Source organism: Actinomadura roseirufa (assembly GCF_900659635.1).
GTDB lineage: Bacteria > Actinomycetota > Actinomycetes > Streptosporangiales > Streptosporangiaceae > Spirillospora > Spirillospora roseirufa.
Genome location: NZ_CAACVB010000083.1, coordinates 1 through 23,615 on the forward strand (window position 1 = coordinate 1; position 23,615 = coordinate 23,615).

At 67.3% G+C, this 23,615-nt stretch carries 10 protein-coding genes and 1 pseudogene; 4 read left to right on the top strand and 7 right to left on the bottom strand.

What is annotated here, in order from left to right:
- From E1291_RS18955 to E1291_RS18975, 4 genes and pseudogenes are all read left to right on the top strand, one after another.
- On the top strand, positions 1 to 262 hold a 262-nt coding region (locus E1291_RS18955; protein ID WP_165495184.1), incomplete at its 5' end, for a transposase.
- A 796-nt stretch (positions 263 to 1,058) separates the two neighbouring features.
- Positions 1,059 to 2,120 (top strand): IS110 family RNA-guided transposase, encoded by a 1,062-nt coding sequence (locus E1291_RS18965; RefSeq protein WP_131739178.1) that lies wholly within the window; start codon positions 1,059 to 1,061, stop codon positions 2,118 to 2,120.
- Positions 2,117 to 2,410, top strand: a complete 294-nt coding sequence (locus E1291_RS18970; RefSeq protein WP_131739163.1) for a transposase — start codon at positions 2,117 to 2,119, stop codon at positions 2,408 to 2,410. The genes E1291_RS18965 and E1291_RS18970 overlap by 4 nt, the downstream gene beginning before the upstream one ends.
- 143 nt (positions 2,411 to 2,553) lie before the next feature.
- Positions 2,554 to 2,840, top strand: a pseudogene (locus E1291_RS18975) (IS1380 family transposase); the annotation flags it as partial.
- Positions 2,841 to 2,969: 129 nt separating this feature from the next.
- On the opposite strand, the gene E1291_RS18980 reads toward E1291_RS18975, so the two are convergent.
- The 7 genes from E1291_RS18980 to E1291_RS19010 form a co-directional block, all read right to left on the bottom strand.
- On the bottom strand, positions 2,970 to 3,968 hold the full coding sequence (locus E1291_RS18980; protein WP_131739165.1) for an IS481 family transposase: 999 nt from the start codon (positions 3,966 to 3,968) through the stop codon (positions 2,970 to 2,972).
- Positions 3,969 to 4,122: 154 nt separating this feature from the next.
- On the bottom strand, positions 4,123 to 4,389 hold the full coding sequence (locus E1291_RS18985) for a helix-turn-helix domain-containing protein (protein WP_131739166.1): 267 nt from the start codon (positions 4,387 to 4,389) through the stop codon (positions 4,123 to 4,125).
- A gap of 103 nt (positions 4,390 to 4,492) precedes the next feature.
- A complete protein-coding gene (locus E1291_RS18990; protein WP_131739167.1) occupies positions 4,493 to 6,811 on the bottom strand; it encodes a UvrD-helicase domain-containing protein in 2,319 nt (772 codons plus the stop codon).
- On the bottom strand, positions 6,808 to 13,530 hold the full coding sequence (locus E1291_RS18995) for a DEAD/DEAH box helicase family protein (RefSeq protein ID WP_131739168.1): 6,723 nt from the start codon (positions 13,528 to 13,530) through the stop codon (positions 6,808 to 6,810). The genes E1291_RS18990 and E1291_RS18995 overlap by 4 nt, the downstream gene beginning before the upstream one ends.
- Positions 13,527 to 18,998, bottom strand: a complete 5,472-nt coding sequence (locus tag E1291_RS19000) for a hypothetical protein (protein WP_131739169.1) — start codon at positions 18,996 to 18,998, stop codon at positions 13,527 to 13,529. Before E1291_RS19000 ends, E1291_RS18995 begins: the two co-directional genes overlap by 4 nt.
- Positions 18,995 to 22,168 carry an SNF2-related protein gene (locus E1291_RS19005; RefSeq protein ID WP_131739170.1) on the bottom strand — a complete coding sequence of 1,058 codons (3,174 nt, stop codon included), beginning with the start codon at positions 22,166 to 22,168 and terminating at the stop codon, positions 18,995 to 18,997. The genes E1291_RS19000 and E1291_RS19005 overlap by 4 nt, the downstream gene beginning before the upstream one ends.
- Before the next feature lie 160 nt (positions 22,169 to 22,328).
- Entirely contained in the window at positions 22,329 to 23,477 is a 1,149-nt protein-coding gene (locus E1291_RS19010; RefSeq protein WP_131739171.1) for a serine/threonine-protein kinase, read from the bottom strand.
- Positions 23,478 to 23,615: the final 138 nt, after the last annotated feature.

Genomic DNA, 23,615 nt, shown 5'->3' on the forward strand with positions numbered 1-23,615 from the left:
CAAGCTGCACGGTGACAAGGGCTATGACTATCGGCACCTGCGCCGCTGGCTACGCTCGCGCGGCATCGTGGCACGCATCGCCCGCCGTGGCGTCGAGTCGTCCCAGCGGCTGGGCCGCCACCGCTGGGTGGTCGAGCGCACCGTCTCCTGGCTGGCCGGCTGCCGTCGCCTGCACCGCCGCTACGAACGCAAACCCGAGCACTTCCTGGCCTTCGTCGGCATCGCCGCCGCTCTCATCTGCTACCGCCGACTCACCAAATGAAACGATGTCTTAGCAGGTGGCGCTGGTGACGTCTGGCTTGGTCGAGGTGGTGTTGTCTCGCCTGGGGTGTTCCGCTGGAGCGCACGATGGTCGGATGGGACGTGTTCGGGGTGCCGGTGGCATGTTCCGCCGGTGTGGGTGTGAAGATCCGGCTTCGGGCCGGGCGATGGGTGGCAGATGCCCCCGGCTGGCGACGGAGCGGAGTCACGGGAGCTGGTATCTGCGGCTGGAGCTGGGCAGCGGTCCGGGCGGGATCCGTCGGCGGGTCCGGCGGGGCGGGTTCCCTACCCGGAAGGCGGCTCAGGAGGAGCTGCGTCGGTTGCGTGGGCCGACGGGCTGTCCTTTGACAGTGGCGGAGTGGCTGGGGCTGTGGTTGGCGCTGGCCGCGCTCGTGGCGATCAAGCCCGGGGAGCATCCCCGGCTGATCTACCGGGCGCACACCTACCGCGGCCGAAAGGAGGAGAGGAAGGGGTTCGGCGAAGGCGACTACATCCGCCTGCTGGATGCCGCTCACCAGCAACTCGGCGGGCCGATCGTCGTCGTGTGGGACAACTGTGAGACTCATGGGGCGCCGCCTGGGGGCGAGAGTCTGGCCCGTGGGACAACTGGCCTGAGCTGCCTTGTTGAGGATCTGTCGGCTCTTGGCCTCCGGGCTGCGCTTGCTGTCGCTGGGCCAACGGCCGTGTCTCGATAGGGGCTTTGCCGACCTTGGCGCCGTCACAGTTCTGACCGCCCGCCGGCCCGGCGTCGGCCATCAACTCCCTCCCGCCCAAGGAGCCGCGTGACCGCCGCCGGCATGCCGCAGACCCCGCCCGCGCCGGCCGAAGAGCAGGTGGTCCTCGGGGTCGACACTCACGAAGAAGTCCACGTCGCCGCCATCGTCACCGTGCTCGGTGCGGCCCTGGGCCACCGAGAGTTCCCGGCAACGGCCGCCGGATACCAGCAGTTGCCAGGCTGGGCATGCTCGTTCGGCGTTGTGCGCCGTGCGGGGGTCGAAGGCACCGGCTCCTATGGGGCGGCACTGACCCGCTTCCTGCGAAGAAACAACATCCAGGTCACCGAGGTCGACCAGCCGGATCGCGCCACACGCCGCAAGCGCGGCAAGACCGATGCCGTCGATGCCGATTCCGCAGCCCGTGCGGTGCTTTCCGGCCGCGCCGCCGCCACCCCCAAGACCGGGGAGGGCCCCGCGGCCGATATGCGCATCCTGCGCCTGGCCAAGGAGTCGGCGGTCAAGGCCCGCACCCAGGCCATGAACCAGCTCAAGGCCGTGCTGGTGGGCATCGACCCCGTACTGCGTGAGTCGTTGTCCCCGCTCAGCAACACCTCCCTCGTCGCCCGGTGCGCAGCCCTTCCCGGCACCGCTGACGCGGCCGCCTTCACCCTCGGACTGCTCGCCCGCCGAATCCAGCAGCTGACCACCGAGATCAAGGAACTCACCCGCCGGGTTAACCGAACCATCCAAGCCCGTCACCCCGAGCTCCTGGAGATCGTCGGCGTGGGCCCTGACAGCGCGGCCGCCCTGCTCATCGCCGCCGGCGACAATCCCGATCGCCTGGCCAGCGAGGCATCATTCGCGGCCTTGTGCGGTGTCAGTCCGGTCGAACACTCCTCCGGCAAGTCCCAGCACCGCCGACTGAACCGGGGAGGCAACCGCCAGGCCAACGCCGCGCTCTACCGCATCGTCATCCCGCGGATCCGCCGCGATCAACGCACCCGGACCTACCTGGAACGACGCACCAAGCAAGGCAAGTCCAGGCGCGAGATCATCCGGTGCCTGAAACGCTACGTCGCCCGCGAGCTCTACCGCCGACTCCAGCCGCCGGCAACGCCACCAGCACCGTTCCCCACCGCTTGACGCAACATAGGGGCATCCTCAACACCCATCGCTCGGCCCGGATGCGCCGCTACCTGGCCGCCCGAGACTGGCTGACCATCTTCTACCTGCCGCCCCACGCCCCCGAACTCAACCCCATCGAGAGCGTGTGGTCACACCTCAAAAGGTCCCTGGCCAACCTCACCAAGCACACCATCGACCAGCTCTTGCAACTGATCAAGACCCGCCTGAAACGCATCCAGCACCGGCCCGCCCTGCTCAGCGGTCTCCTCGCCCACACCCACCTGCCGATCAGTAACCCCAACTATTGAAGCTCTTTAGCCGGGGAGCTGTCCGGAAGATCTAGGGCACCTCACACCCAGTATCTGGCAGCGCAAGCCGTTCCCGTGCTCCTGCGCCAGACACAGGCGCGGGCGGGACGTTCTAAGACGTCATCTCATTTGGCGAGGCGGCCGTGGTCTCCGATCCAACGGTGCCGCGGCTGGTCAAGACCCTGGCCGAGGCCGGGGCGGCGGCGTTGCGGGCGCTCCGCAGAGCGCGGGTCCAGGCACGCCAGCGGGCCTGGGCGCTGGCCGGTGATCGTGCTCCGGGCGCCGACGGCCACCTGATCCAGGTGGACCTGGACGCGACCATCGTGATCGCCCATTCCGACAAGGACCAGGCCCCCCGACCTGGAAGCGCACCTTCGGCCACCACCCGATGACCGCGTTCATCGACCACGGCCCCGGCGGGACCGGTGAGGCCGCCTGGCCCTCAACCAGATCCCGACCAGTGGGCACTCCAGGCGGCGGGCCGGATGGTCCGCCGCCTCCGCTCCGGTGCGACTCGCGGCGGTTCCGCTGGATGCCTGCATGACGAAGCGCTCGAGGCCTAGCTGTACTGCCCTGTGAGGTTGGGGACGCGGCCGGCGGGTGGGTGGCCGCCGATCGCGGTGTGGCCGCGGTGGTGATTGTAGGTGTGCAGCCAGTCCGGTAGTGCTCGGCGGCGTTCGGTTTCGGATCGGTAGGGCCGGTTGTAGGCCCATTCCTCCAGCAGGGTGCGGTGGAAGCGTTCGACCTTGCCGTTGGTCTGCGGCCGGTAGGGGCGGGTGCGTTTGTGGGCGATCCCGGCCGCGGCCAGGGTGTCGCGCCAGGGCAGCGAGCGGTAGCAGGCGCCGTTGTCGGTCAGCACCCGCCGGACGGTGATTGCGCAGGTGGCGAAGTAGGCCTGGGCTCGTGTCCAGAACGCGGCGGCGGTGTGGCGGGTCTCGTCGGGCAGGATCTCGGTGTAGGCCGGGCGGGAGTGGTCGTCCAGGGCGGTGTGCAGGTAGGCGTAGCCCAGGTTGGGGCGGCCGCCGACCGTGCGGGGCCGGTCGGGGTCGCGGTGGGCCGAGCCGTTGCGGCTGCCGGCGGCGCGGCCGTGCACCTTGTGGCCGCCGCCGTCGGGGATGTTGCCGAGTTTCTTGATGTCGACGTGGACCAGGTCGCCGGGTGCGGGGTGTTCGTAGCGGCGGATGGGGTGGCCGGTGGCGCGGTCCAGGTGGGACAGGCGGGCCAGGCCGTAGCGGGTCAGCACGCGGTGCACGGTCGCGGGGTTGAGGCCGAGCAGGTGGGCGATGCGGGCCGGTCCCCACCGGCGTGCCGGGCGGACCTTGATGATGCGGCGTTCGGTGCGGGCCGGGGTCCGGCGGGGGCTGTGGCGTGGGCGGCTGGAGCGGTCGGTCATCCCCGCCTGGCCCAGCTCCCGGTAGCGGGACGCCCACCGGCCCGCGGTGGTGACCGAGACCTGGAACCGTTCGGCGGCCCGCCGCAGTGGCCAGCCGTCATCGACCACGCAGCGGGCCAGGCGAAGCCGTCCGGTCTCGGTCAGCGGGGCGTTACGGTGGGGCATGAGGGTCTCCTGGGGCCGGTGCAGATGTCGCAGTCCACACCGAACCCGGAGACCCTCCCTCATTTCAAGATCATCAGACCGTGTCCCCCCGTCACCAACCTCCGTGGTCAGTACACCTAGCCTTCTTCAGGTGAGTAGCGTTGCAGCCGATGAGTCACCGATGGTCCTGCGTAACGTGGCCGCGATTCAGCTCGGCCTCCAACCGGGCGAAAGCCGCATCGTCCAGCCGCGGCCGACGGTGCGGCCCCCTGGAACGCAGCGCCTCGGCCCCGCCCCGCCGCCAGGCCTGCCGCCACTTCTCTACCTGCCGCAGCCCCACCCGCAACTCCGCAGCGATCCACGCATTGGGCCGCCCCTCACCGAACCATTGCGCGGCCTGCATCCGGACCTGTTCTCGTCGCCGGCGGCCGGCGTCGGTCATCCCACCGCCCTGGGGGTATCTGGCCATGCCACCGGCATACGCCCACACCACCCGGCCCGTCCATTCACCCAACCGCCATGACTCATTAACCCTGGTTAGTCGGTTACAAGGGCAAGAACGGGCTGGGTTTGCCGTGCCAGGAGATGCGCAATGCGTCGCGGGCGCGGGTGGCAGCGACAAAGAGCTGGCTGCGGCTCTTCTTGAGTTCGCGTTCGTAGCGCTTGGGGTCGGTTGTCGCATATTTCTCGATGAGAGCGGTGCGCGGGAGGATGCCGTCGCTGGCGCCGATGATCGCCAGCTTCTGGTACTCGAGTCCCTTGAATCGATGCATCGTGCCGATGTGGACCTCGCCGCTGCCCTGTGGACCCTCTTTAGTGAGGGTGGCTGTGGTGACTGCGTGCTTGGTCTCCAGATCGGCGGCGACGCGGCTGGCCATCTCACCGTCGGCGACGCAGACGGCGATGGTGCCGCTCGGGACGCGTACGGTACCGCCGGCAGAGGGCTGTGTGATCTCCGCGCGCCACTGTATGAGGGTTTCGGCTAGCTGAGCGATCTCGTCGGTCCAGTCGGTGCATGCGACGTACTGGGGGGCTGGGCCGTGCAGCAGAGAATGGTAGCCGTGGAGGGTGTCGGTGCCGTCGTCGAGGTCGTCGTAGGTGCCGCCGCAGACGACTTTGGCGGCCTGGTCGAGGATCTCCTGTGTGGTCCGGTAGCTGAGGGTCAGCTTCGAGGAGCGGCCGCGGATGTTGATTCCGACGGTGGACAGAGTGACCTGACGGTCATAGATTCGCTGGTGGGTGTCGCTGGCGATGAACAGGTCGTTAGGGCCGGACGCGACCATGGCGCGAAGCATCTTCCAATGGGCGGGGCTGAGGTCCTGGGCTTCGTCGACGACGATGTGCTGGTAGCGATGACGTAGGTGGCGCGTCCCAGAGCTGTCGTTGTCGAAGTGGGCTGGGTCGCCACCGCCTGCATCCTGGTCGCGCTCGGTTCGCAGCTGAATCTTGTGGGCGCGCTCCATCTCGTGACGGGCCGCGCGTTCGGCGGCCTGAGCCCAGGTCTCCTGCCCCAGGCCGTTGAGGCGCAGGGTGAACTGGTCGAGCAGCTTCCAGATGGCGGCGCGTTCGGGGCGGTTGAGGGCTCGGCCCATGCCGGCGCGGCGGGCTTTGAAGTAGTTCTGGCGGGTGTTGATGGACTGCCCGAGGATGATCTGTTCCCATTCATCGAAGAGGAACTCGGCGTCCCAACGTTTCTCGTTGTATTCGAAGAGGACTTCGCGGAGTGTGTCCAAAGCCCGGTCGTCGGTGATCAAGCTGCGCTGTGAGGCAGGCGCGATGTTCTCGTTGAGCACGCTCTGGGCGAGTTGGTCTATGTGCTTGATGTCGATACGGCCGAGCAGTGCCGGGTCTATGAGCGAGGTGAGCCGGGAGCGCAGGTCGGCTGTGAGGTTCTTGGTGTAGGTGGTCAGCAGGATTGGCTTGCCTGGGCCGGGCGGCAGGGCGATGGCGAGGCGAGCGACGCGATGCAGGGCGACGATGGTCTTGCCGGTGCCAGGACCGCCGCTGACACGCGCAGGGCCGTTGTAGTTCCGTTCGACAATCTTGCGCTGGGTGGGGTGCAGATAGACCTTCCAGGCGCGGAAGTCACCCTCGGCCAAGACATCACGGATATCGTCATCGATTGTGGTGACTGCGGTGCGATTGAGGGCTGCTGCCATGTCCTCTTCGAAGCCCGGCTCGAGTTTAGTGGCGGCGGGCTGGGTGATCTCACGCTCGACCTCGTCCACGGGCATGCCGGAGCCGAGACCGGTGAGGATCTCGGCGGTCAGTCGCGGTGCGCCAGCGATGAGGTGGTCGAGTTCCTCGTCGGTGGTGACGGCGAGGGCGAGGTCGATGAGCGCTTCGGCGACTCCGAGCCGGCGCAGATCCTCGGGGGAACAGCTAGCGAGGAGTGGTTCGGCGTGGGACGCCGGTCGTTGCGCTCCGCTGGGCACGGGTGCGGGTTCGGCCTCCTCGTTTGGGGTGGTCGGCTCGTCCGGTGCGCGAGTGAGGCGGAGTCCCGCGCGTTGGAGGACGCTTTGGCCGACGACGCTGAGGTCGACGAACTCGATCTCGCCGGTGATCCGGTTGATGGCGACAGTCAGTTCGTCGTAGACGTCCTTGCGGTGGCGGATGGCGACGATCAGCCACCGCGGGATGCCGTCGGGGCCGACACCCGCCCGGGCGAGAAGCGCCCGGTACGAGCGGTCGATCTTGGCGCGGTGGATCCGGCCGTCGCCCTTGAGTGGCCGGAGGTCGAGGCTGGGGTGGTCGGGGTTGAGGCGGAACTGGTGACAGAAGTCGTAAAACTTCGTCTTGACCGACGAGTCCATCTTGTAGAGCTCGTTCTCGGCCTTCTGGTACAGGCTGAGGCGTGCGGTCATCGTGCGACCCCCTGCTCTCCGGAGTCGGGAAGGGCGTTGGTGCCGGGGAGCGCGGCCAATAGGACGTCAAGATCGGCGAGCCAGTCGTCGGCCGAGCGGACTGTGAACCCGGCCTCGCGATAGGCGCGCCAGGTCTTGGCGCTCTCCTCGTCCGCCTGGTCGTGGGGCTCGGCCATGACGGCGATCTGCTGGTCGCCGTGCTTCCAGACGAAATCGGCGAGCCAGCCGCGTTCGCCGAGTTCGTAGCCGTAGGCGGGGGCCGCCTTGCCGGCGTCGGCCAAGGCGTGAGCGAGGCGGGTGAGAGGGGTATCGGGTTCGTCCTCGTCGAGATATCCGAGGATGTCCCGGTCCCACAGCAGATCCCGCAGCGTTGCCTCGAGGGGGGAGTCGTTGGATGTTCCCAACACCGTGGCCTGCGGTGCGGGTGCGCCGACGCCGTATCGCACGATAAGGGATTCGAGTTCGCCGCGGCCACCGAAAACCTTGAGGATCGAGATGTCGAATCCTGCTGCGGTGGCGGTGGTCAGCTGAACGCCGTCGCCGCCGTCGTGGGCGAGGAACTGCAGGAGGTTGGACCACTGGAGCCAGGAGCGCCAGCGTGCCTTGTGTTCGGACATACCGAGTCGGTTGGGTGCGGTGTCGTCGAGGCAGGCCAGGGCAGACCAGCGGCTGGTGGCTCCGTCGACGAGGAAGGCGATGGGGAGATCGGACTGGTCGACGGTCTGGAACAGGTTGAGCGCGCCTGTGCCTTGGACGGGAGCCGGGACGATGCCGTCGGAGCGCCCCCAGGCGTCGAGGAGATGGCCGAGCGTCCGGCGGGCCTGGTCAGGCGTGCCGTTGCCGACGAGGATGTCCTTGCTGGTCCCCAGAAGCCCGCCGACCACGGCCGATGCCCGCCTGCCCCAGGTCGGGCCGTCCGGGCTGCGCAGGTACGCCAGGAGCATCGTCATCGGGTCGGTAAAGGCGGTGGCGGCAAGGTCGCCGCCGCTGCTGCCATCGCCACCATGGTCGGCGTAGAGCTGCTCGGCGACGTCTTGGGCGGTGCGCGAGTAGGGCGGCCACACCGGTTCGGCGGCCTCTCGCCTCGCGGTGGATTCCGCCGTGTTCGTCTTCCGCTCGAAGGCGTCTAGGTCGTCCCAGGTGAGTTGGAAGACCACGCGACCCTCAGCGCGGAGCCGGTTGCGCTTGTCGGCATCGCTGGCGAGCCGGTTGTGCTGCCGGGTGGCGTGGTAGCGGTGTCCGTCAAGATAGACAGTGATGTTCTGCTTGGGGCCGTCGATGCGTTCGAAGGTGAAGTCGGTACGGGTAAAGCCCTCGTTGCGCTGTGCAGTCAGGCGCCAACCGTGCACCGTGCCGGCCTCGTCGAGACGCAGGTAGGCGGAATTGTCGCCGCTCTCTTCCAGAGCGGTGTCGCCGCGCTGTCCGGCCCACCCGCGCAGAGCCTTGAGGAAGCGAGCCTCGAGGTCGGACTCGACCTGCCCGTCCAGGCCGATCTTGTCGGTGTTGCCGACCGGCTTGGTGTCCCAGGCATCGGTGTCCGTGCCCAGGAGCTGGTCGAGGAGCTCCAGGGCAGCCTGCCGTGAGACCCGTTCGATGTTCTGCTCGTCGGCGTAGCGGTACAGGCAGCGGTGACAGGCCTGCCCGCCTTCTCCGTTGCACATGCACTCCACGATCAGTCGGCGCGCCCCTTCGAGTACCTGGCGGAAGGCCGTGGGCTTGGTGAGCCGGTCGAGGTAGCCGGTGCCGTGTGGGAGGCGGTCGTACAGGACCAGGAAGTGCCGCTTCTCCGCGGTGTCGCGGTCGGGCATGGTGGCCAGGGCGGTGTCGAGGTGTTGCGGGTCGCCGCCGAAGGCATCCTCGACGCCCAGGCGTAGGGCGGCCTGGAAGGAATGGATCTTCTCCTCGACGAGGACGGTCGCGGCGGGCAGCAGGATGCGCAGCGCCTCGGTTTCCAGCTCGTGAGCGAGCAGGACCGGTTCCTGGGGCACGTTCCCTTTTCCACGCCGCAGTGGGCACCAGGGGGTGTGGTGCTTGAGTTCGCGCCGGCGGTTGGCGGAGCTGTCGAGGGAGTCGCGGTCGTCGTCGAAGACCGGATGTCCGTCGGCGCTCGCGGCTCCGCAGGCGGTGCAGACATGGAAGGGGGCGATGCGCACTGGCTGGCCGGCGAGCTGGTCGTTCTCCTGGGCGCCGATGCTGAGCGGCCCGGCGTTGATACGGCGGATGACGGCGTGGCGGGTGTAGTCGACACCGAAGATCTCTGTGGTGTGCCGCCAGGACTTGCCCGCGGCGAAGTGCTCGGGGGCAATGTCGACTATGTCCACGATGGTGTAGAAGCGGCGATCGCGGTCGTCGCTCTCGTCACCGATCCTGGCGTCCTCCCGCTTATCGCGGGCCGTGACGACGCTGGGCTGGACGACCTGCCGCAGGTTGCCAGAGTCGGCGATGCCCGCTTCTCCGCAACGCGGGCATGGCGTGATGTCGTTCTCGGCATTCTGGGTGCGGACGTAGCCGCATGAGGGGCAGAACCGCCACAGACGCCAATCCTGCTCCCGGCCGGTCACGATGTCGAGGCCGGTAATCCGGTGCTTGTAGCCCTCGGCGTAGAAGGTGTTGCCGGGGGCGAGTTCGGACAGGGCGAAGCTTCGCGGCCGCCCGTAGGAGAACGACTTCGACTTGTAGCGGTCCCGGCCCTCCGAGGTGGTTCCCTCGGGCCAAAAGACCGTGGCCTCGAGGGTGGTCGCGGCGTCGATGAGGGCGTAGTTGGGCAGCAGCCCCAGGTCGCAGAGCACGGTCTGTGCAGGCCGACGCTGACGCGCGGCACCCTGCTTCGAGACGGCGCCCAGCTCGGCCTCCAATTCCGACTTCGTCCGCGCCTGCTCGTCATCGCCGTCTTTGAGCTCGTCGATCGCGGAGCGGATCGTACGGATGCGGGTGCGCAGCTTCTGGTTCTCGCGCTCCCACTCCCGCTCGGCCCTCTCGATCGCACTGCGGATGCCGCGGACCGCGTACCGCTTCAGCTCCTCCTGAGCAGTCTCGCTCACACCGGTCGGGAACAGCGCCAGGAAGTCCGCGACGAGCCCCTCACCATACGCCAGGGCAGCCTCGGTGAAGTCGGCGAGATAGCCGGAGGGGCCGAACAACTCGTCGACCCGGCGCGGTAGGGCGGCCAGCGGCCTGCCGTCCGCGCGCGGCAGCCGACCGCGCGCCGCGAGGTCGAGCAGGTGGGCGGTGTACTGCCGGCGCAGGATCTCAATGGCTGACAGGTACGACCCCGGCGGGACGATCCGTCCGTCGATCATGTCGCGTGGCCGGTCGAGGAAGTAAAGGTCACGGCGGGAACGATCAGGGATCGTCAGGAGGAAGGCATTCCCGGTACGACGCCCGGCCCGGCCCGCCTGCTGGACATAGTTGGCCGGTCGGCGCGGAAGAGCGCCGAGGACGACGGCGGACAGGTCACCGATGTCGATGCCCATCTCTAGGGTGGGCGTGCAGGACAGCACGTTGGGGTCGTTGAACCCCTTGCCTTCACGGAAGGCAGCCTCGACGCGTTCGCGCTTGCTTCGGGAGAGCAGACCGGTGTGCTCGGCGGTGACGATCTGGTAAGTGCCGGCCCGCCGGTACAGGCTGCGGTAGTAGTCGTCGCGGTAATCGCGGTCCCGGTCGTGCCGGTCGACGGTCTCCAGCCATCGGTCGCCCGCGACTAACCGCCCGGACGTGCAGCGGTACGCCTGGCAGGGCTGCCCGTGATACTGCGCCAGGAGGGAGGGATGGACGGTTTGCTCCCAGAAGCACTTCGGGCAGCGCACATAGGACTCGTTGACTTGGGCGTCGGACAGCATCTGCAGCCGGACGGCGCCCGGCTGGAGCCCGTAGACCCGGACGGCGGGGTCGCGCGGAGTCCGCTCCGCGAGCAGCCCGGCCTCCATGAGCCGGGGTAGCAGTCGCACCCAGAACTCGTCGGCCTGGTCGCGGGTCAGGTCGAGGCAGCGCTGGGCCCAGGCCTGGTACCACGACAGCCGCCCGGCGGCGAAGTCGAACTCGCTGCCCTGTTTCGGCCGGGCGAGCAGGAAGCTCGGCGCTGACACGCCCTTAGGGAAGGCCTTCATACCGCGCGGGCGGCCACCCCAGATGAAGTAGCGGCTGGTACCCGCCTCGTCCAGGAAGTTCGCCAGCCACCGATGGCCGACCGCCCCCCGCGTGCGCAGCCGCTCCAGGAGGCCGCGCAGGAACGCCAGATAGCGGACGTCATCGTGTGCGGTGAGCGCTAGCCCGCGGTGGGTGGACTCCTCGTGAGCCACGCGGACGATCGCCACAGCTTCCCGCTCGTCCGGGACTCCGACCCAGGCGGCCACGGTGCGGGTCAGTTCGAGGGTCCGGCCGTTGCGGGAACGGTGGCCGAACTCCATGACGGCCTCGAACGCGAACCGTTCACCGATCAGATCCCACGTCCTCCTGTCACCGCCGCGCCCCCTGCCCGACAGCAGACGCGCCACCCCCGTGTCGTCGTGCAGATCTGGCGGGACGACGGCGGCGAGTGTCTCGCGGTCGGTGGTGGCGGCGACGACATCGGCGACGAGGTCATTGAGTGCGCTGGGCCGCTGCTCGCTCAGGTGCTTGGTGAACAAGGCCCGCAGGGAGAAGGTGTAGGAGCGGGAGGCGACGAAACCGGCCCGGTGCGCGGCGTCCTGCACCGCGTCGTTGAACATCAACGTCTTCGTCTCACGCTGCTCCTTGTCCATCTCCCCGCCGGTGAAGAGCTGGGTGACGGACGCGGCGGTGAGGGCGGCAGCACCCGTACCGAGGAAACGGATGGCGTTGCGCGTTCCGCACGCCGGGCACCAGTCGTCCTTGGCGGCCCGCTCCGCGGTGTCGCCGAGCTGGACGAGGACGAAAGCCGAATCCGGACCGGCGGCTTGCGGGCCGCCCTCGTCGTCGTAGTCGTCCTGGGGGTCGGGCGGGCGCAGGCGACGGGAAGGGCCGTCGAGCACCATGAGCACGCCTGCACCGCCGGTGGTCAGCGACTTCTGCACCACCCGGTCCATGACGGCGCGGCCATTGCCTTCGCGGGCCTCGTTGTCGGTGGCCGCCACCACGGTGCGCACCTTGACCTTGTCGGCGGTGACCGTGGCCCGGCGGATCTTGTGGGCCTCGAAGGTCAGTTCCTCGTGATCCGACTCAGGGGCGAACACCGACCACCCTGAGCGTCCGCACTCGCGGCAGTACACCGCGGGTAGAAAGACCTTGGCTTCGCGGAAGGTGGTGGTGTCCGGTGTCGCGCGCGACCGGTTCTGCGCCCCGACGGTGTCCCAGGCGAACTCGGCCTTTGGCCAGGGCAGTACGCCGCGCAGCATGCGCGTGACCGACCGCGCCCACTGATGCACCTCGACCTGGATGAGGGGACGCCCGGGCGCGGCCGGCGACTCCGGGTCACGCGCCACCGACAGCAGCGCGACGAAGCGGACGAGCGCCAGCGCGGCCATCTGCGGCCGCGTCGTGATCGCCTCGTCCCAGCTCTTCGCCCCGCTTCGGCGCATCACGTCGAGCACCTCGTCGTAGGTGCGCACCGTGCCGTCGAACGCCTTCAGGACCGCGTACGTCAGGCGGTTGCGCTTGAGTGCGGAGCCGAGAACGGAAGGGTCGGTACTACGGCTTCCGGTGACGGCCTCGGCGAGGTCCGCGAGCGCTTCGGGCCCGTAGGCCGGGTCCGGCAGGGCGGTCAGCGTCTCGGGGGATGCGGCCTGCCCGGGAAGGAACCTCGGGTCCGGGGTCGCTTCGTCGAGCATGAACTCCTCGACGCTCTGTCGGTCCTCCCCGACGATCGCATCCTGGGTGAACTCGGTGCCGAAGACATGGGTGGCCACGGAGAGAAGTCGGCTCACTCCGTCGGCATCAGTGCCTGAGGCGAGGGTCGCAGAGGTCGCGATGGGAGTGATCGTGCCGAGCGGCTCGCCTTGCCGGGCAGCGCCGACGGCGATGGCGAGGCGGCGCAGCAGCATGGCGACGTCGGTGCCCTGTGCGCCGTCGTAGGAGTGGAATTCGTCGACGACGACGTAGCGAATATCGCTGCCGTCCCACAGCGGTGCGTCGGCGGCACGCTGCAAGAGCAGGTCGAGCATCTTGTAGTTGGTCATCAAGATGTCCGGCGGAGACAGTTGCATGTCCTGACGCCGTGTATAGACCCGGTCGTAGTGCGTTCCCGCCTTATCTCCGATGTACAGGCCGGCGCGCACACCGTGCAGCTCAGCGTAGTCGGTGAGCAGTTCGTTGACACGGCCCGCCTGGTCGGTGGCCAGGGAGTTCATCGGATAGAGCAAGACGGCTTTTACCCCAGTGTTCCCGGCCGCGCGCTCGCGGACGCAGTGATCGAGGACGGGATACAGGAACGCTTCGGTCTTGCCCGAACCAGTGCCTGTCGTGACCAGCGTGGGCTGAGGTACGTGCCCGCCTTTCGAGGTGAGGCGGACGAAGACACGGGCCTGGTGCGCATACGGCTTCCATCCGTCGGTGCGCGCCCAGTCCAGGTGCTCCTGCCAGCCGTCCTCGGCCTGGGTGAAGGGTGTACGCAGCCGCAGGTACGGTCCGCGGAACATGCCCGTCGTTTCGTCACCGAGGAAGGCGTGCAGCGCCTTGCGGGCGCCCTCGTCCGCGAGGCCGTACGTCGTGGACAGGTACTGGAGCAGGCTCTCCTTGAGCCCCTGTGCTTCGAGCGTCGGCCTCACGGAGCCGGGACCTCCATCTTCTTCGGGTCCCACAGGCCCTTGTCCACGGCGTCGTCGAGGCGCTTCTTGAAGTAGGCGTGCGCCCCACGCATCTCGCGCACGCGGTCGGCCTTATAGAAGGGGGCCGTGTAGCCGTCGGGGACGGGAGCGTTATCGGGATCCTTCTGATGGGCCTCGAACTGCGTCCAGTGGTCCTTGGTCTGGCCGAAACCGTACGTGTACCGGCTCCCGGCGATCTTTCGCTCGTTGGCGTCGAACCACATCACTCGGTCGAAGTCCTGCATGACCGGAAACCGAGCCCGGTACATGGCGATGAGAGTGTCCGCGTCGATGCCGAGCCATACGGCGACGAGCGCGTCGATCTCGACGAGGGCGGCGCGGCGGGCGTGCTCAGTGCGGAGAGGGGTGTCGTGCTGCCAGCTGGGGGTGACGTCGGGCAGTTTGGTCTTGAGGTGAGACCACTCGATTGCCCAGCGCTCATAGCCCGGCCACTTGGGATCGTAGAGCTCCTTCCACATATCGGCATAGGCAGTGGTAAGGGAGTTCAGCCGGAGAATTCGAAGAAGGAGAGAGGAGGCCAAGGGGTGATCACTGTTAGGAGCTGGCAACATGCTTGCTGTACCTACCCTCATGTCGCCTTTGCCGCTGATGCGTAGGTAGTAGTCGAGGGGAAGGCCAGCGCAAAACCCTGCGGCTAGGGCAGTTTCACGCAAGGTGCGTAGCCTCATGGAATTTACTTGGTCGACGTGAGTCACGTCAGGTGGAACGATTGCTGCAAACAAAGCTCGCTGCGTATTAGGCGCGATCTGGCGCCGCCACGCGACGCGATAATTTTCGCTGTACGGGTAACTTGCCTTTTCGAGCAGGAACTTCTCGATCTGCTCGTGCTCGACCTCTTCGGGCTTCACTTTGCGCTTCTCCGCGATCCGGACTTGCGCCTGCTCTCGCTCCTCCTGCGATCCAATAAGCGCTTCGAATTTCCCCCAGTCGGGCCACTTGCTCTGCTCGCCCAAGAACACTTCACGCACAGCCGCGGACCGGTACTCCGACTCGGGCACCGCGTTGTCTGCAAGTTCCCTCGGGTTTAGGCCGTGTAGCTCGCCATTGCCCTGGCTGGGCTGTTTGAACATTGGGTTGGCGACGCCGATCTGCGGCCCCTTGAGGATGACGTCGCTCCAAGCCTGCGCGTGGTAGTCCGGCTGGCCATCGATACCAGTGTTGTAGTCGATAAGCCGCTGATCCTTGTCCGGGCCGAATTGTGCCTTCTTGGCTCCGCTTTCGTGGTAACCAGGGGAGATGTCCGGATGCAGCGCGCCGAGGCGCAGGGGATAGGTCCCCAGCGCATCGATCGCCGGGTCCTCCGCAGTGCTCACTGGCGTGACAAGACGCGTGTATTCCAGAGGCCCCTCATCACCTGCCAGTCGACGCCAGCGCTTGAGAGTTTCGGTGGTCACGCGGATGACGCGCTTCGGATGGGGGCGTTCGTCCCAGTCGCCGTTGTACTTGACGCCGGGATCTAGGCCCGCATCCTCGGCGGAGGCGGACAGCCGGAGCGCGTCGACGGTGAAGAGCCATGACAGCGAATCGAAGGAGATCTCTCCTTCGGCCCCGTAGATGTGCACGCCGAAGTGGCTGGACCGGCCCACCGGCGGAGGGAAGAAGCGGTTGCCCTCGTTGACGAAGTCGCCATGCACGCGCAGCCGCCGGTACGCAGCCGCTCGCAGAGCGGCCTCCTTGTCTCCTGCGAAGTGCGTGTCGGGGTGCACCATCCCGGCCGTCCCGCCGCGTGCAGCGTGGTCCCACACCTCGCACATGAACGCTCTGTACAGATCTGGTTGGCTTCCCGAGATCAGCGGGTAGACGGGCTCCGCCGAGAGGTAGCTCGCCATCGTCACCGTGTTCGTTGCCTCGCCGAGCAGGTACTCCTGCACATCCTCGCGTGCGAGTTCGCTCTTTCGCCGCCGGTTCTTGTCTTCTGCTTTCGGCTTCTTCGTGAGCATGAACCACGGCTCGTACTCCGCGAGGACCGGGTTCTCCTTCCATTCTGGCCGGACCCACGGCGGGTTTCCCACCTGGAGGTCGAAGCCCCCTGCCTCGCTGGTGAAGATACCCGCGAAGTCCAGTTCCCAGTGCAGGAATCCCTGTTCCGCGGCGATGTCGTGGACCACGCGCATCCAGGGGTAGCGAATCTCGACCGCCTTGCGGGCATCGTCCATGCCCATCTCGCGCTCGATCCACGCTTCGAGAGCCTTCAACTCCTTGAGAGAGTCGAAGGTCGTGGCCAGGGTGCCCTCCGGGACCGATCCCGTGCCCACCATGGACTCCAGGAAGTCGATCCAATCGTCCATGTCGGCGAGCGGGATGATGTCGCGGCGGCGTATCGGGCCGCTGGCGTTCTTAGAGGTGGAAGGATGAGGCTTCTCCTTGACTTCCTTCCTTTCCACCAGATCCTCCTCGTACTCGCCCAGCGACATCTGGTCACCGTCCATTGCGAACAGCGGTCGGGACTCGATGAATTGCGGCGTCGGCTTGGGCACATGCATCTCAATCTCGACAGCCTGCCCGGCCGCCGAGGACAGCAGCGCGTCCAGGTCCGCTCCGGTCTGCGCGATCACTACCGGGGCCGTGGCGTACTCCGGGTCCGTACCGTCCAGCAGCCCCACCTTGTCCAGCGGCCAGAACCAGAGCGCGCACCACGCGTCCATGATCTGCTTGAGCCGCCAGTACGGGGAACCCTCCGCCTCAAAGAGGTCCTGGAAGACCTTTTCCTTGGTCAGCGGCAGGCTCTGGTCAGGGTTCCGCTTGTCGCGGCGTAGGAAGGCGTACTCCGCGGCGTCCACCTCGCGATCGGTCCCCCAGACGGAAGTGGTGCGGGCGATCTCTCGCTCGCTTAGTTCCATGCGCTTGGCGACCAGTGTCCACAGATACTCGACGCGGAGGGCCGCCGCCTGCAGCCGGGCGAGCTGCCCGTTCTTGCCGCGGAAGCTCTTGGGCTTGGCCAGAACGCGCGCCTTCCACTCCTTCAGCTGGCCCATCCGCGTTCCGGCGAGCTGTTCGACCAGCTTCTTGGCGTCGCCGCTCGCTCCCGCGACCGCACCCCAGCCGGACGTCGGCAGAAGGAACTGGTGCACGGCCTCATTCGGCAGCGGCTGCTTCGCACTGTCCTCCGCCGCGCGGAATGGCAACTTTGTCGGCGTCTTTGCGCCGATGGTCCGTTCCTTCTTGAGATGGTCGGCCTCGTACACCCAACGCCGCGCGCCGATCAGGGAGTTGCCGCGTCGTAGGTGCAGGCCGAACCACGGAGCACGCATGCCGGGGTGCATGGTGTTAAGCCACAGCGATACTTCCGCGAGCTCCACACCGGTCGCATTAAGATCGATCCCGTAGGCGTTGTGGAGGGCGATATAGGCCTTCACCTTCTGCTTGGCGTCGAGCGCCTTCGAGGTGTCCAGACTGACGCCCAGCTCCTCTTGGCGGCGCTTGAGGTACTCCTCGGCTACCTGGTTGATCGCCTCGTTGAGGAACGCGCCTGAGCCCAGGGCCGGTTCGCAGATGGTGTAGCGCAGCAGCTCGCTCGCACGGGTCCGGATCGTGTTGCCGTCCGCGTCCCTTTCCTGGTCGAGGCGATGCTTGAGGGCCAGCTCGACGGTGACCCCGGTGAGGGACTCGGGGGTGTAGTACGAGGCGGACGTCTCACGGTCGCGGCCAGCCAGCCGGTAGACGAATGTTCCCGGTGTGTACTTCTTGGGGCCGCGCAGGCCGTGCTGCTCGGCGTCCTGGGCGGAGTACACGACGTGCGTGTTCTCCGGATAGTCGTTCAGCCGGTCGGCGGGGATGAGCCAGGACCCCTTCTCGGGGTCACCGTACTGCTTGTCTCCCTTCTTATCATCGGGCTTGGCTACCTCGGCCAGCTCCTCCTCGGCGATGATGCCGGTGTAGGACATCAGGCCCTCATAGACGGCGCCGAGCTGGTTGATGCCGAGGTTGCGGTAGGAGATGAAGCCGCCCTGCCGACCCTTCTGACCCGCTTCCTTCATGGTGAGCAGGCGCAGCACCCGGTGCAGCGCTTCGTTGCGCAGCCGCAGGTCCAGCCACCGCGGAGGCTCATCCCCGTCCTCGTCCCAGCGGGGATCCCGGACGCCTCTACCGATGAGGTTGATCGCATCCGGGTCGAACAGCTCACTACGGAGAGGCTCGAAGCGCAGGCCCCGCTGCTCGCTGCGCTCGTCGGCGGGCTTGTCGTCGCCTGCTTCGGTGCCGCGCGGGCGGTTGCCGAAGTTCACCTTGTTGAACAAGACGTCGAGGGAGGCGTAGAGGTGGAAGCCGCCTCGATTGTCCTCGTCGACCAGCTTTCGCTCGCGCGACACCAACTCGCGCAACCTGGCGATCGAGTAGCCGGTCTCGTAGGTGGAGTCGTCGGCGGGAAGGATGCCCAACTCCGAGCGGGCCTCGGAGTACAGCAGGAAAAGGATGCGATAGAGGTAACGCAGGGACTCGCGGGTGAGCTGCTTGGCGAACGGGCCCTTTTTGAGGTCCTCGATCTCACGTGGCTCGACGCCGGCCTCGCGCAGTCTGGCCAACACCTCATTCGCGATGATCTCGACCGAGAGCTGAAGCCCCTTGCGAAGGTCGGAATTGACGCCGACGGCGTTGTCACGAGACGCCTTCAGCAGGTCGTCGATGCGCCGGCCCTTGCCGTCGGGGCGGGGCGCGAGCATGTCGTGGGAGAACAGGGCGGCGAGGAGAGAGAGCTCACCGCCCTTTGCCGTGTCGTTGCGGGCGAGGGCCGCGTCCAGGTTCGCGACGATGTAGCGGCCTTCGGCCCAGGCGTTGCGGTCGGCGAGGACGAGCACGCCACCGCAGAGCAGCAGGACGAAGCGGGGCGAGCCGCCGCCGGGCTCGTGTAGTTCGCTCTGGAAGAGCCAGCCCGCTAGCTTCTCGCCGACATCGAGGAGGCCATCGGTGGTCTTGAGGGGGTGCAGGAGCCTTCCGGCCTCGTCGGGGTCGAAGGCGTCGTCGAGTGTGGCGGTCCAGCCGCAGTCGAGGGCGACGATGCCGTCTCCGTGCCAGGCGACCTGGAGTTCGTACTCCCTGCCTGCATTGTGGACGGTGATCAGATCAGGCCGCTCACCGTAGCCGAGGGATTTGAGGACGGCGATGTGCCATGTGGTGATGCGCTCGGACCACCCGCCTGCGGGGTAGTCGTAGGTGCTGCTGATTTCGCCCTGTTGGGTGCGGGAGGATAGGAAAGGGCGCACAGCGGTCTGGTATTCGCCGCGGAGCCGTGGCAGGAGTTCGCGCGGGGTAGGCTGCTGGTCGGCAGAGTCGGTCTCGCGGCGGGTCCATAGGGTGAACAGGCCCTCGTCGCCTGTCTTGCTCTTCTTAAGAGTGTTCTCCAGTTCCTCGCTGAAGTAGTGGGCGGAGAAGTATTCGCCGCGGTTCGCGAAGGAGTCGTAGGTGTAGCTCATCGTGCGGACTCCTCAGCCTGCGCGACGGACGCGCTGGTGGAATGGAGGGGTTCGAGGACGCCGAGGACCCGCAGCATCGGGTTGCCAGCGGTCCGCAGACCGTCTACCAGGTCACGGCGGCGGGCAGCGGTGTCGGACACCTCCTGGCGGCGACGTTGCCGGTTGCCGACGGCGATCAGGGCGCCCTGCTCCCAGACCCGCACCCGGTCCTGGTACGGGGCCAGATAGGAGTCGACCCGCTCGTCGTACTCGGCGCGCCGCTCGCGCAGGTGGGTCTCGGCCGCGTCGACGGCCGCCGGGACGAGTTCCTGGAGGAGATCGGGGGCGACCGGCCGGGCTCGTCCGGGCATGTCAGGGCCCACGCTGCAGGCGGCGAGGAACGCCGAGTCCATGCGCCATACGCGAGTAGCCGCCTCGGCCAGACCGGTGACGGCCATCCACTCCACGACCGTCGGCTTGCCCGCCGCGTTGGAGTAGACGCCTTGGAGGAGGAAGACCGGGCCGGTGAGGGCCTCGGGAAGGGCGGCGTCGATCCTTTCGGCCTTGGCGGTGTCAGGCTGGTAGGCGAGGACGAATGCCTCGTCGTAGCGGAGCTTGGAGAGGACCTTGTCCGTCACCCAGTCGAGCACGGGATGGATGTCGGAGACGTAGGAGACGTTGGGCCACTGGGAGGTGGCCTCGCCGGTCTTGCCCTGCTTGGCGTTGCGGGCTGCCTCCAGACGGTCGGCGGCGTACTGCTTGTCGAAGGTGATGCGCAGCGTGCCGTCGTATCTGGGTGTCGTCAGAACCTGCTCCTGCTCGAGGTAGGACTTCGGCAACTCCCGGAAGCGGTACTGCAGGTCGTCGGGCGGAGAGAACTCGATGCGGCCATGGGCCGTCTCGGGCCTCCAGTTGAGGGCCTCGCGCTCGGCCTGCGGGTAGATCAGGTCCACCGCTGCGTGGAAGTACGCCTTGGTGTCGGCGAACACGTGGGGAACGTCGGCTTCACGCACCGGGGCCCTGCCAAGGGCGGCGTGTGCCGCCGTCGGATCGGCGAGCCGGGCGTTGGCGTTGGCGAGGAGTCCCGCGAGGACGCCGCCCGATTCCTGCCGAGACTGCTCGATGGAGCGTTCGACGGTGCCGCCCTTGATCAGGTCACGTGTGAGGCGGTCCTCTTCCTTCTTCTGGTCGTAGAGACCGGTGACGGCCTCGGCGCTACCCTCTCCGGTCTCGATCTCGTGTGCCTGAGCTTCGCGGCGCAGCAGGCGGCTGCCGACGAGCCGGTCATCGAGCGTAAGGAGCTCGCCACTCTCCTCGTCTCGCCGCCAAGGCACGTCCGCGGTGAGGACGAGGGCGCGGAACTCGGGACTGACCGCCTGCCCATAGCGGTCGATGCGTCCGTTGCGCTGCTCGATGCGGATGAGGGACCAGGGCAGGTCGTAGTGAATGAGGTCGTGACACTGGTGGTGCAGATTGACACCCTCCGAGGCGGTGTCACCGGTGAACAGGATCCGCACCGGCTCCTCGAGCCGGCCGAAGCGGTCGACGATCGTCTGCTGTTGCTGGTCGCTGGTGGTGTCGCGGTGCATAACCTCGATGGCGCCGCCGTACACCTTCCAGGGGCGCGTCTTGTCGGCTCCATCCTGCCTCTTCGCGAAGCCGAGACAGGCGGGGACTTTTTGAGCCAGCCAGTTCAGGGTCTCGACCCGCTCGGAGAAGATCACGACGCGGCGCTCGGAGCGCGGGCCGATACCAAGGACGTCCCTCAGGGTGCAGACCAGCGCGTCGAGCTTGGCCGAATCCTGATCGGCAAGGTCCGCGACCAGTGCCTCCAACTCCGCGAGGGCGACCCTCTCCGCGGCGAGAGCCGCATGCCGCTCGGGTGTGTCTGCCTTGGCCTTCGCCTTGCCCTTCGTTGAACCGCGCTTCGAATCGTCCAGGTAGGCACGGCGATTGGCGAGGGACTTGCGCAGGGCGACATGCGAGGAGAGGAACGCCTTCAGGAAATTGAAGGCGACCAGTGGATCGGCGCAGACCGAGGAACGGGCAGGGTTACCCGGTGTCCACTCGCCTGCGAGTTTCTCCAGCACGGTGACCTCTTTCGGTGTCGCCGCAGCGGGCACCGGCAGTGAGGCGCCGCGTTCGGCCCAGGGTTTGCCCTTGAGGCCATCGCGCACCTCGCGGTCGGTCTTGGTGCGCCTAATGTAGAGGTGGTCAAGGTCGGAGACCTCGTAATTCGAGGGGTCCGCGATCGCCGCCGGATCGAGCATCCCGATGAGCTCGGCGAAGGATTCGGTGTCGCCGTTGTGTGGCGTGGCGGATGCCAGGATCAGCGCGTCGGTCCGCTCGGCGAGTCGGCGGGCGAGTCGGTTGTTACGGGTGCCCTTGTTCACGAGGTTGTGCGACTCGTCAATGACCACCGCATCCCACGTGATGTTCTCCAAGTGGTGCTCATACGTCGCCGACTTGAGGGTGTCGACGGAGACGATGGCACGCTTGAAGTGGGCGAACGGATTACGGCCCGCCGGGATCTCCTGCTGGATGCGCTGGACGCCGGTGGAGTCCAGGCGCACCAGCGGCAGTCCGAAGCGGGTCCACAGCTCGCGCTGGAACTGCTCCAGCATGTGGGCGGGCGTGACCACGAGAATGCGCTCGCCGCGGCCCCGCCGGATCAGTTCCGCGAGCGTGATCCCGATCTCCAGCGTCTTGCCCAGACCGACCACGTCGGCGATCAGGATGCGGGGCTGCGGGTTGCGCATGGACAGCGCCAGCTCGGCCGGGCGCAACTGATGCTCCTGCCGGTCCATGAGGAAGGAGTTGGCGAGCGCGATGCCGTGCTCGGTCTGCGGCAGCGCGGTCTTGCGGATGACCGCCTCCAAGTAGAGGCGGGCCTTGGCGTGTTTGGGGGTGTCGTCGGGTACGAGCCGAGTCCTGCGCGGATCGAGTACGTGGATCTGGTCCAGATTCTCGTAGAACACTGCGTCCGTGCCGCGGACGAACGAGGAAACCCCGCTGACCTCCACCATGAGACCGTCACGGGACTGCGCGACGGACCTCACGAGCCACTGCTCGTCGCGGATCAGCACCTGTGCGCCGGGGGCGAAGACCGGCCCTGCACTGGCCGGAAACGCTGACCGCGCCGCATCCGCGTCACGTGCCTCAGGAACTTCAGGCCGCATCGCCGTGTTCACTTATTGCTCCTTGCCGACTAGTTACTCGTAATGTGCGGTGTGCTCGCACGGGGGCTGAAGGAGCCGATCGGCGAAGGAGAAGCCGATGAATGCGCAACAGATCATTTGCCTTCTGCTGCGCTCCGGGCCCGCCTCGCCGGTGAAGGGATGGAAGAGTGATTCAGCGCTTTGACCAGGAGAGCGTCGGCGCCACTGCGTAGCGCTTGCGCAGCTCGTCAGCGACCCGTCCGGAAGCGGAAGGACGACCCCGTTGCGGAACGGGCTCGGGCGGACCGCTGCTCCCGAGCCGGGCATCCGGACCGGATCGGCTCTCGGACGGCATGTCAGGGATGTTCTCCGTCGGGGACGCCGCCTCTTCACGCAGTAGCCTCTCAAGTGAGTCGAGTCGGTCGAGCATCAGCGCATCAGGCTGGGGCAGCACCATCGTGGGATGGTCCCTGGCCGTTGTTTTTTCGATCAAAGCGCGCCGTGCACGGGCCGGACTCGTACCCAGCAGGTGCATGAGATTGGCACATTGCTGGGTCACCCCCTCCAGGCTGGGACGGTCATTCGCCTTGTGCGCCAGCATGGCCGACACGACGGGGGCCAGTTCATCGGGCAGTCCGGAGAGGTCGGGACCGATCTCCGGGTTGGCAACCTGCGCGGCCACCGCCTCCCACCGGGTGCCGTCGTAGGGGTAGTGCCCGGTCGCTGCGTACAGGAGTACGCTGCCCAGGCCGTACACGTCGGCGGCCTGCGTCACGTCCAACTCGCCTAGCGCCTGCTCGGGCGGCATGCAGCGGATCGTCCCGATGACCATGCCGGCTTGTGTGAGCGACCCCTTCGACGCGCCGACGAAAGCGCCGAGGCCGAAGTCGATGATCACAGGGCCGAAGTCGCCGAGGATGACATTCTGTGCCTTGAGGTCGCGGTGCACCAAGCCCGCTGCGTGTACCGCGGCAAGCCCCTCGGCCAGCAGCGCGCCAAGGCTCGCCACGAGCGGTGTGGACAACGGACCCTGGTCCACCACGACGCCGGAGAGCGGGCGGCCCGGGATGAAGTCCATAGCCAGCCAGGGCTGCGCATCGAACGGATCGGCGTCAATGAAACGGGCAACTCGGCCCGTGCCTGAGATCGTCCGCGCGATCGTCGCCTCCCGTTCGAATCGGGAGCGGGTATGCGGATCCGTCCGATCGGGTCGGATCACCTTTAGGGCGACCGGCTCGCCCGCAACGGAATACGCGAGGTACACCTCACCCATTCCGCCCGTGCCGAGTCGCCGTTCGACGAGATACGGACCAATACGCGAAGGCAGGGCCTCATCGCTCACCACATACCCCCTGACTCCTCCACGACCGGACGGCTTCGTTCGGCGGACGCCTCCGGTCTGCCGAAGAAGCCATCGCTACAGCGTAGTGATGGGCACACCGCATGAGGAAGCGATTGCATCAGCCCACAGTGGCCGCCG

What these genes read in the sequence shown, in the direction of transcription:
- E1291_RS18965 (WP_131739178.1), top strand. Translation starts at nt 1,059, where the DNA reads ATGCCGCAGACCCCGCCCGCGCCGGCCGAAGAGCAGGTGGTCCTCGGG.
- E1291_RS18980 (WP_131739165.1), bottom strand. Translation starts at nt 3,968, where the DNA reads ATGCCCCACCGTAACGCCCCGCTGACCGAGACCGGACGGCTTCGCCTG.
- E1291_RS18985 (WP_131739166.1), bottom strand. Translation starts at nt 4,389, where the DNA reads ATGACCGACGCCGGCCGCCGGCGACGAGAACAGGTCCGGATGCAGGCC.
- E1291_RS18990 (WP_131739167.1), bottom strand. Translation starts at nt 6,811, where the DNA reads ATGACCGCACGCCTCAGCCTGTACCAGAAGGCCGAGAACGAGCTCTAC.
- E1291_RS19000 (WP_131739169.1), bottom strand. Translation starts at nt 18,998, where the DNA reads ATGAGCTACACCTACGACTCCTTCGCGAACCGCGGCGAATACTTCTCC.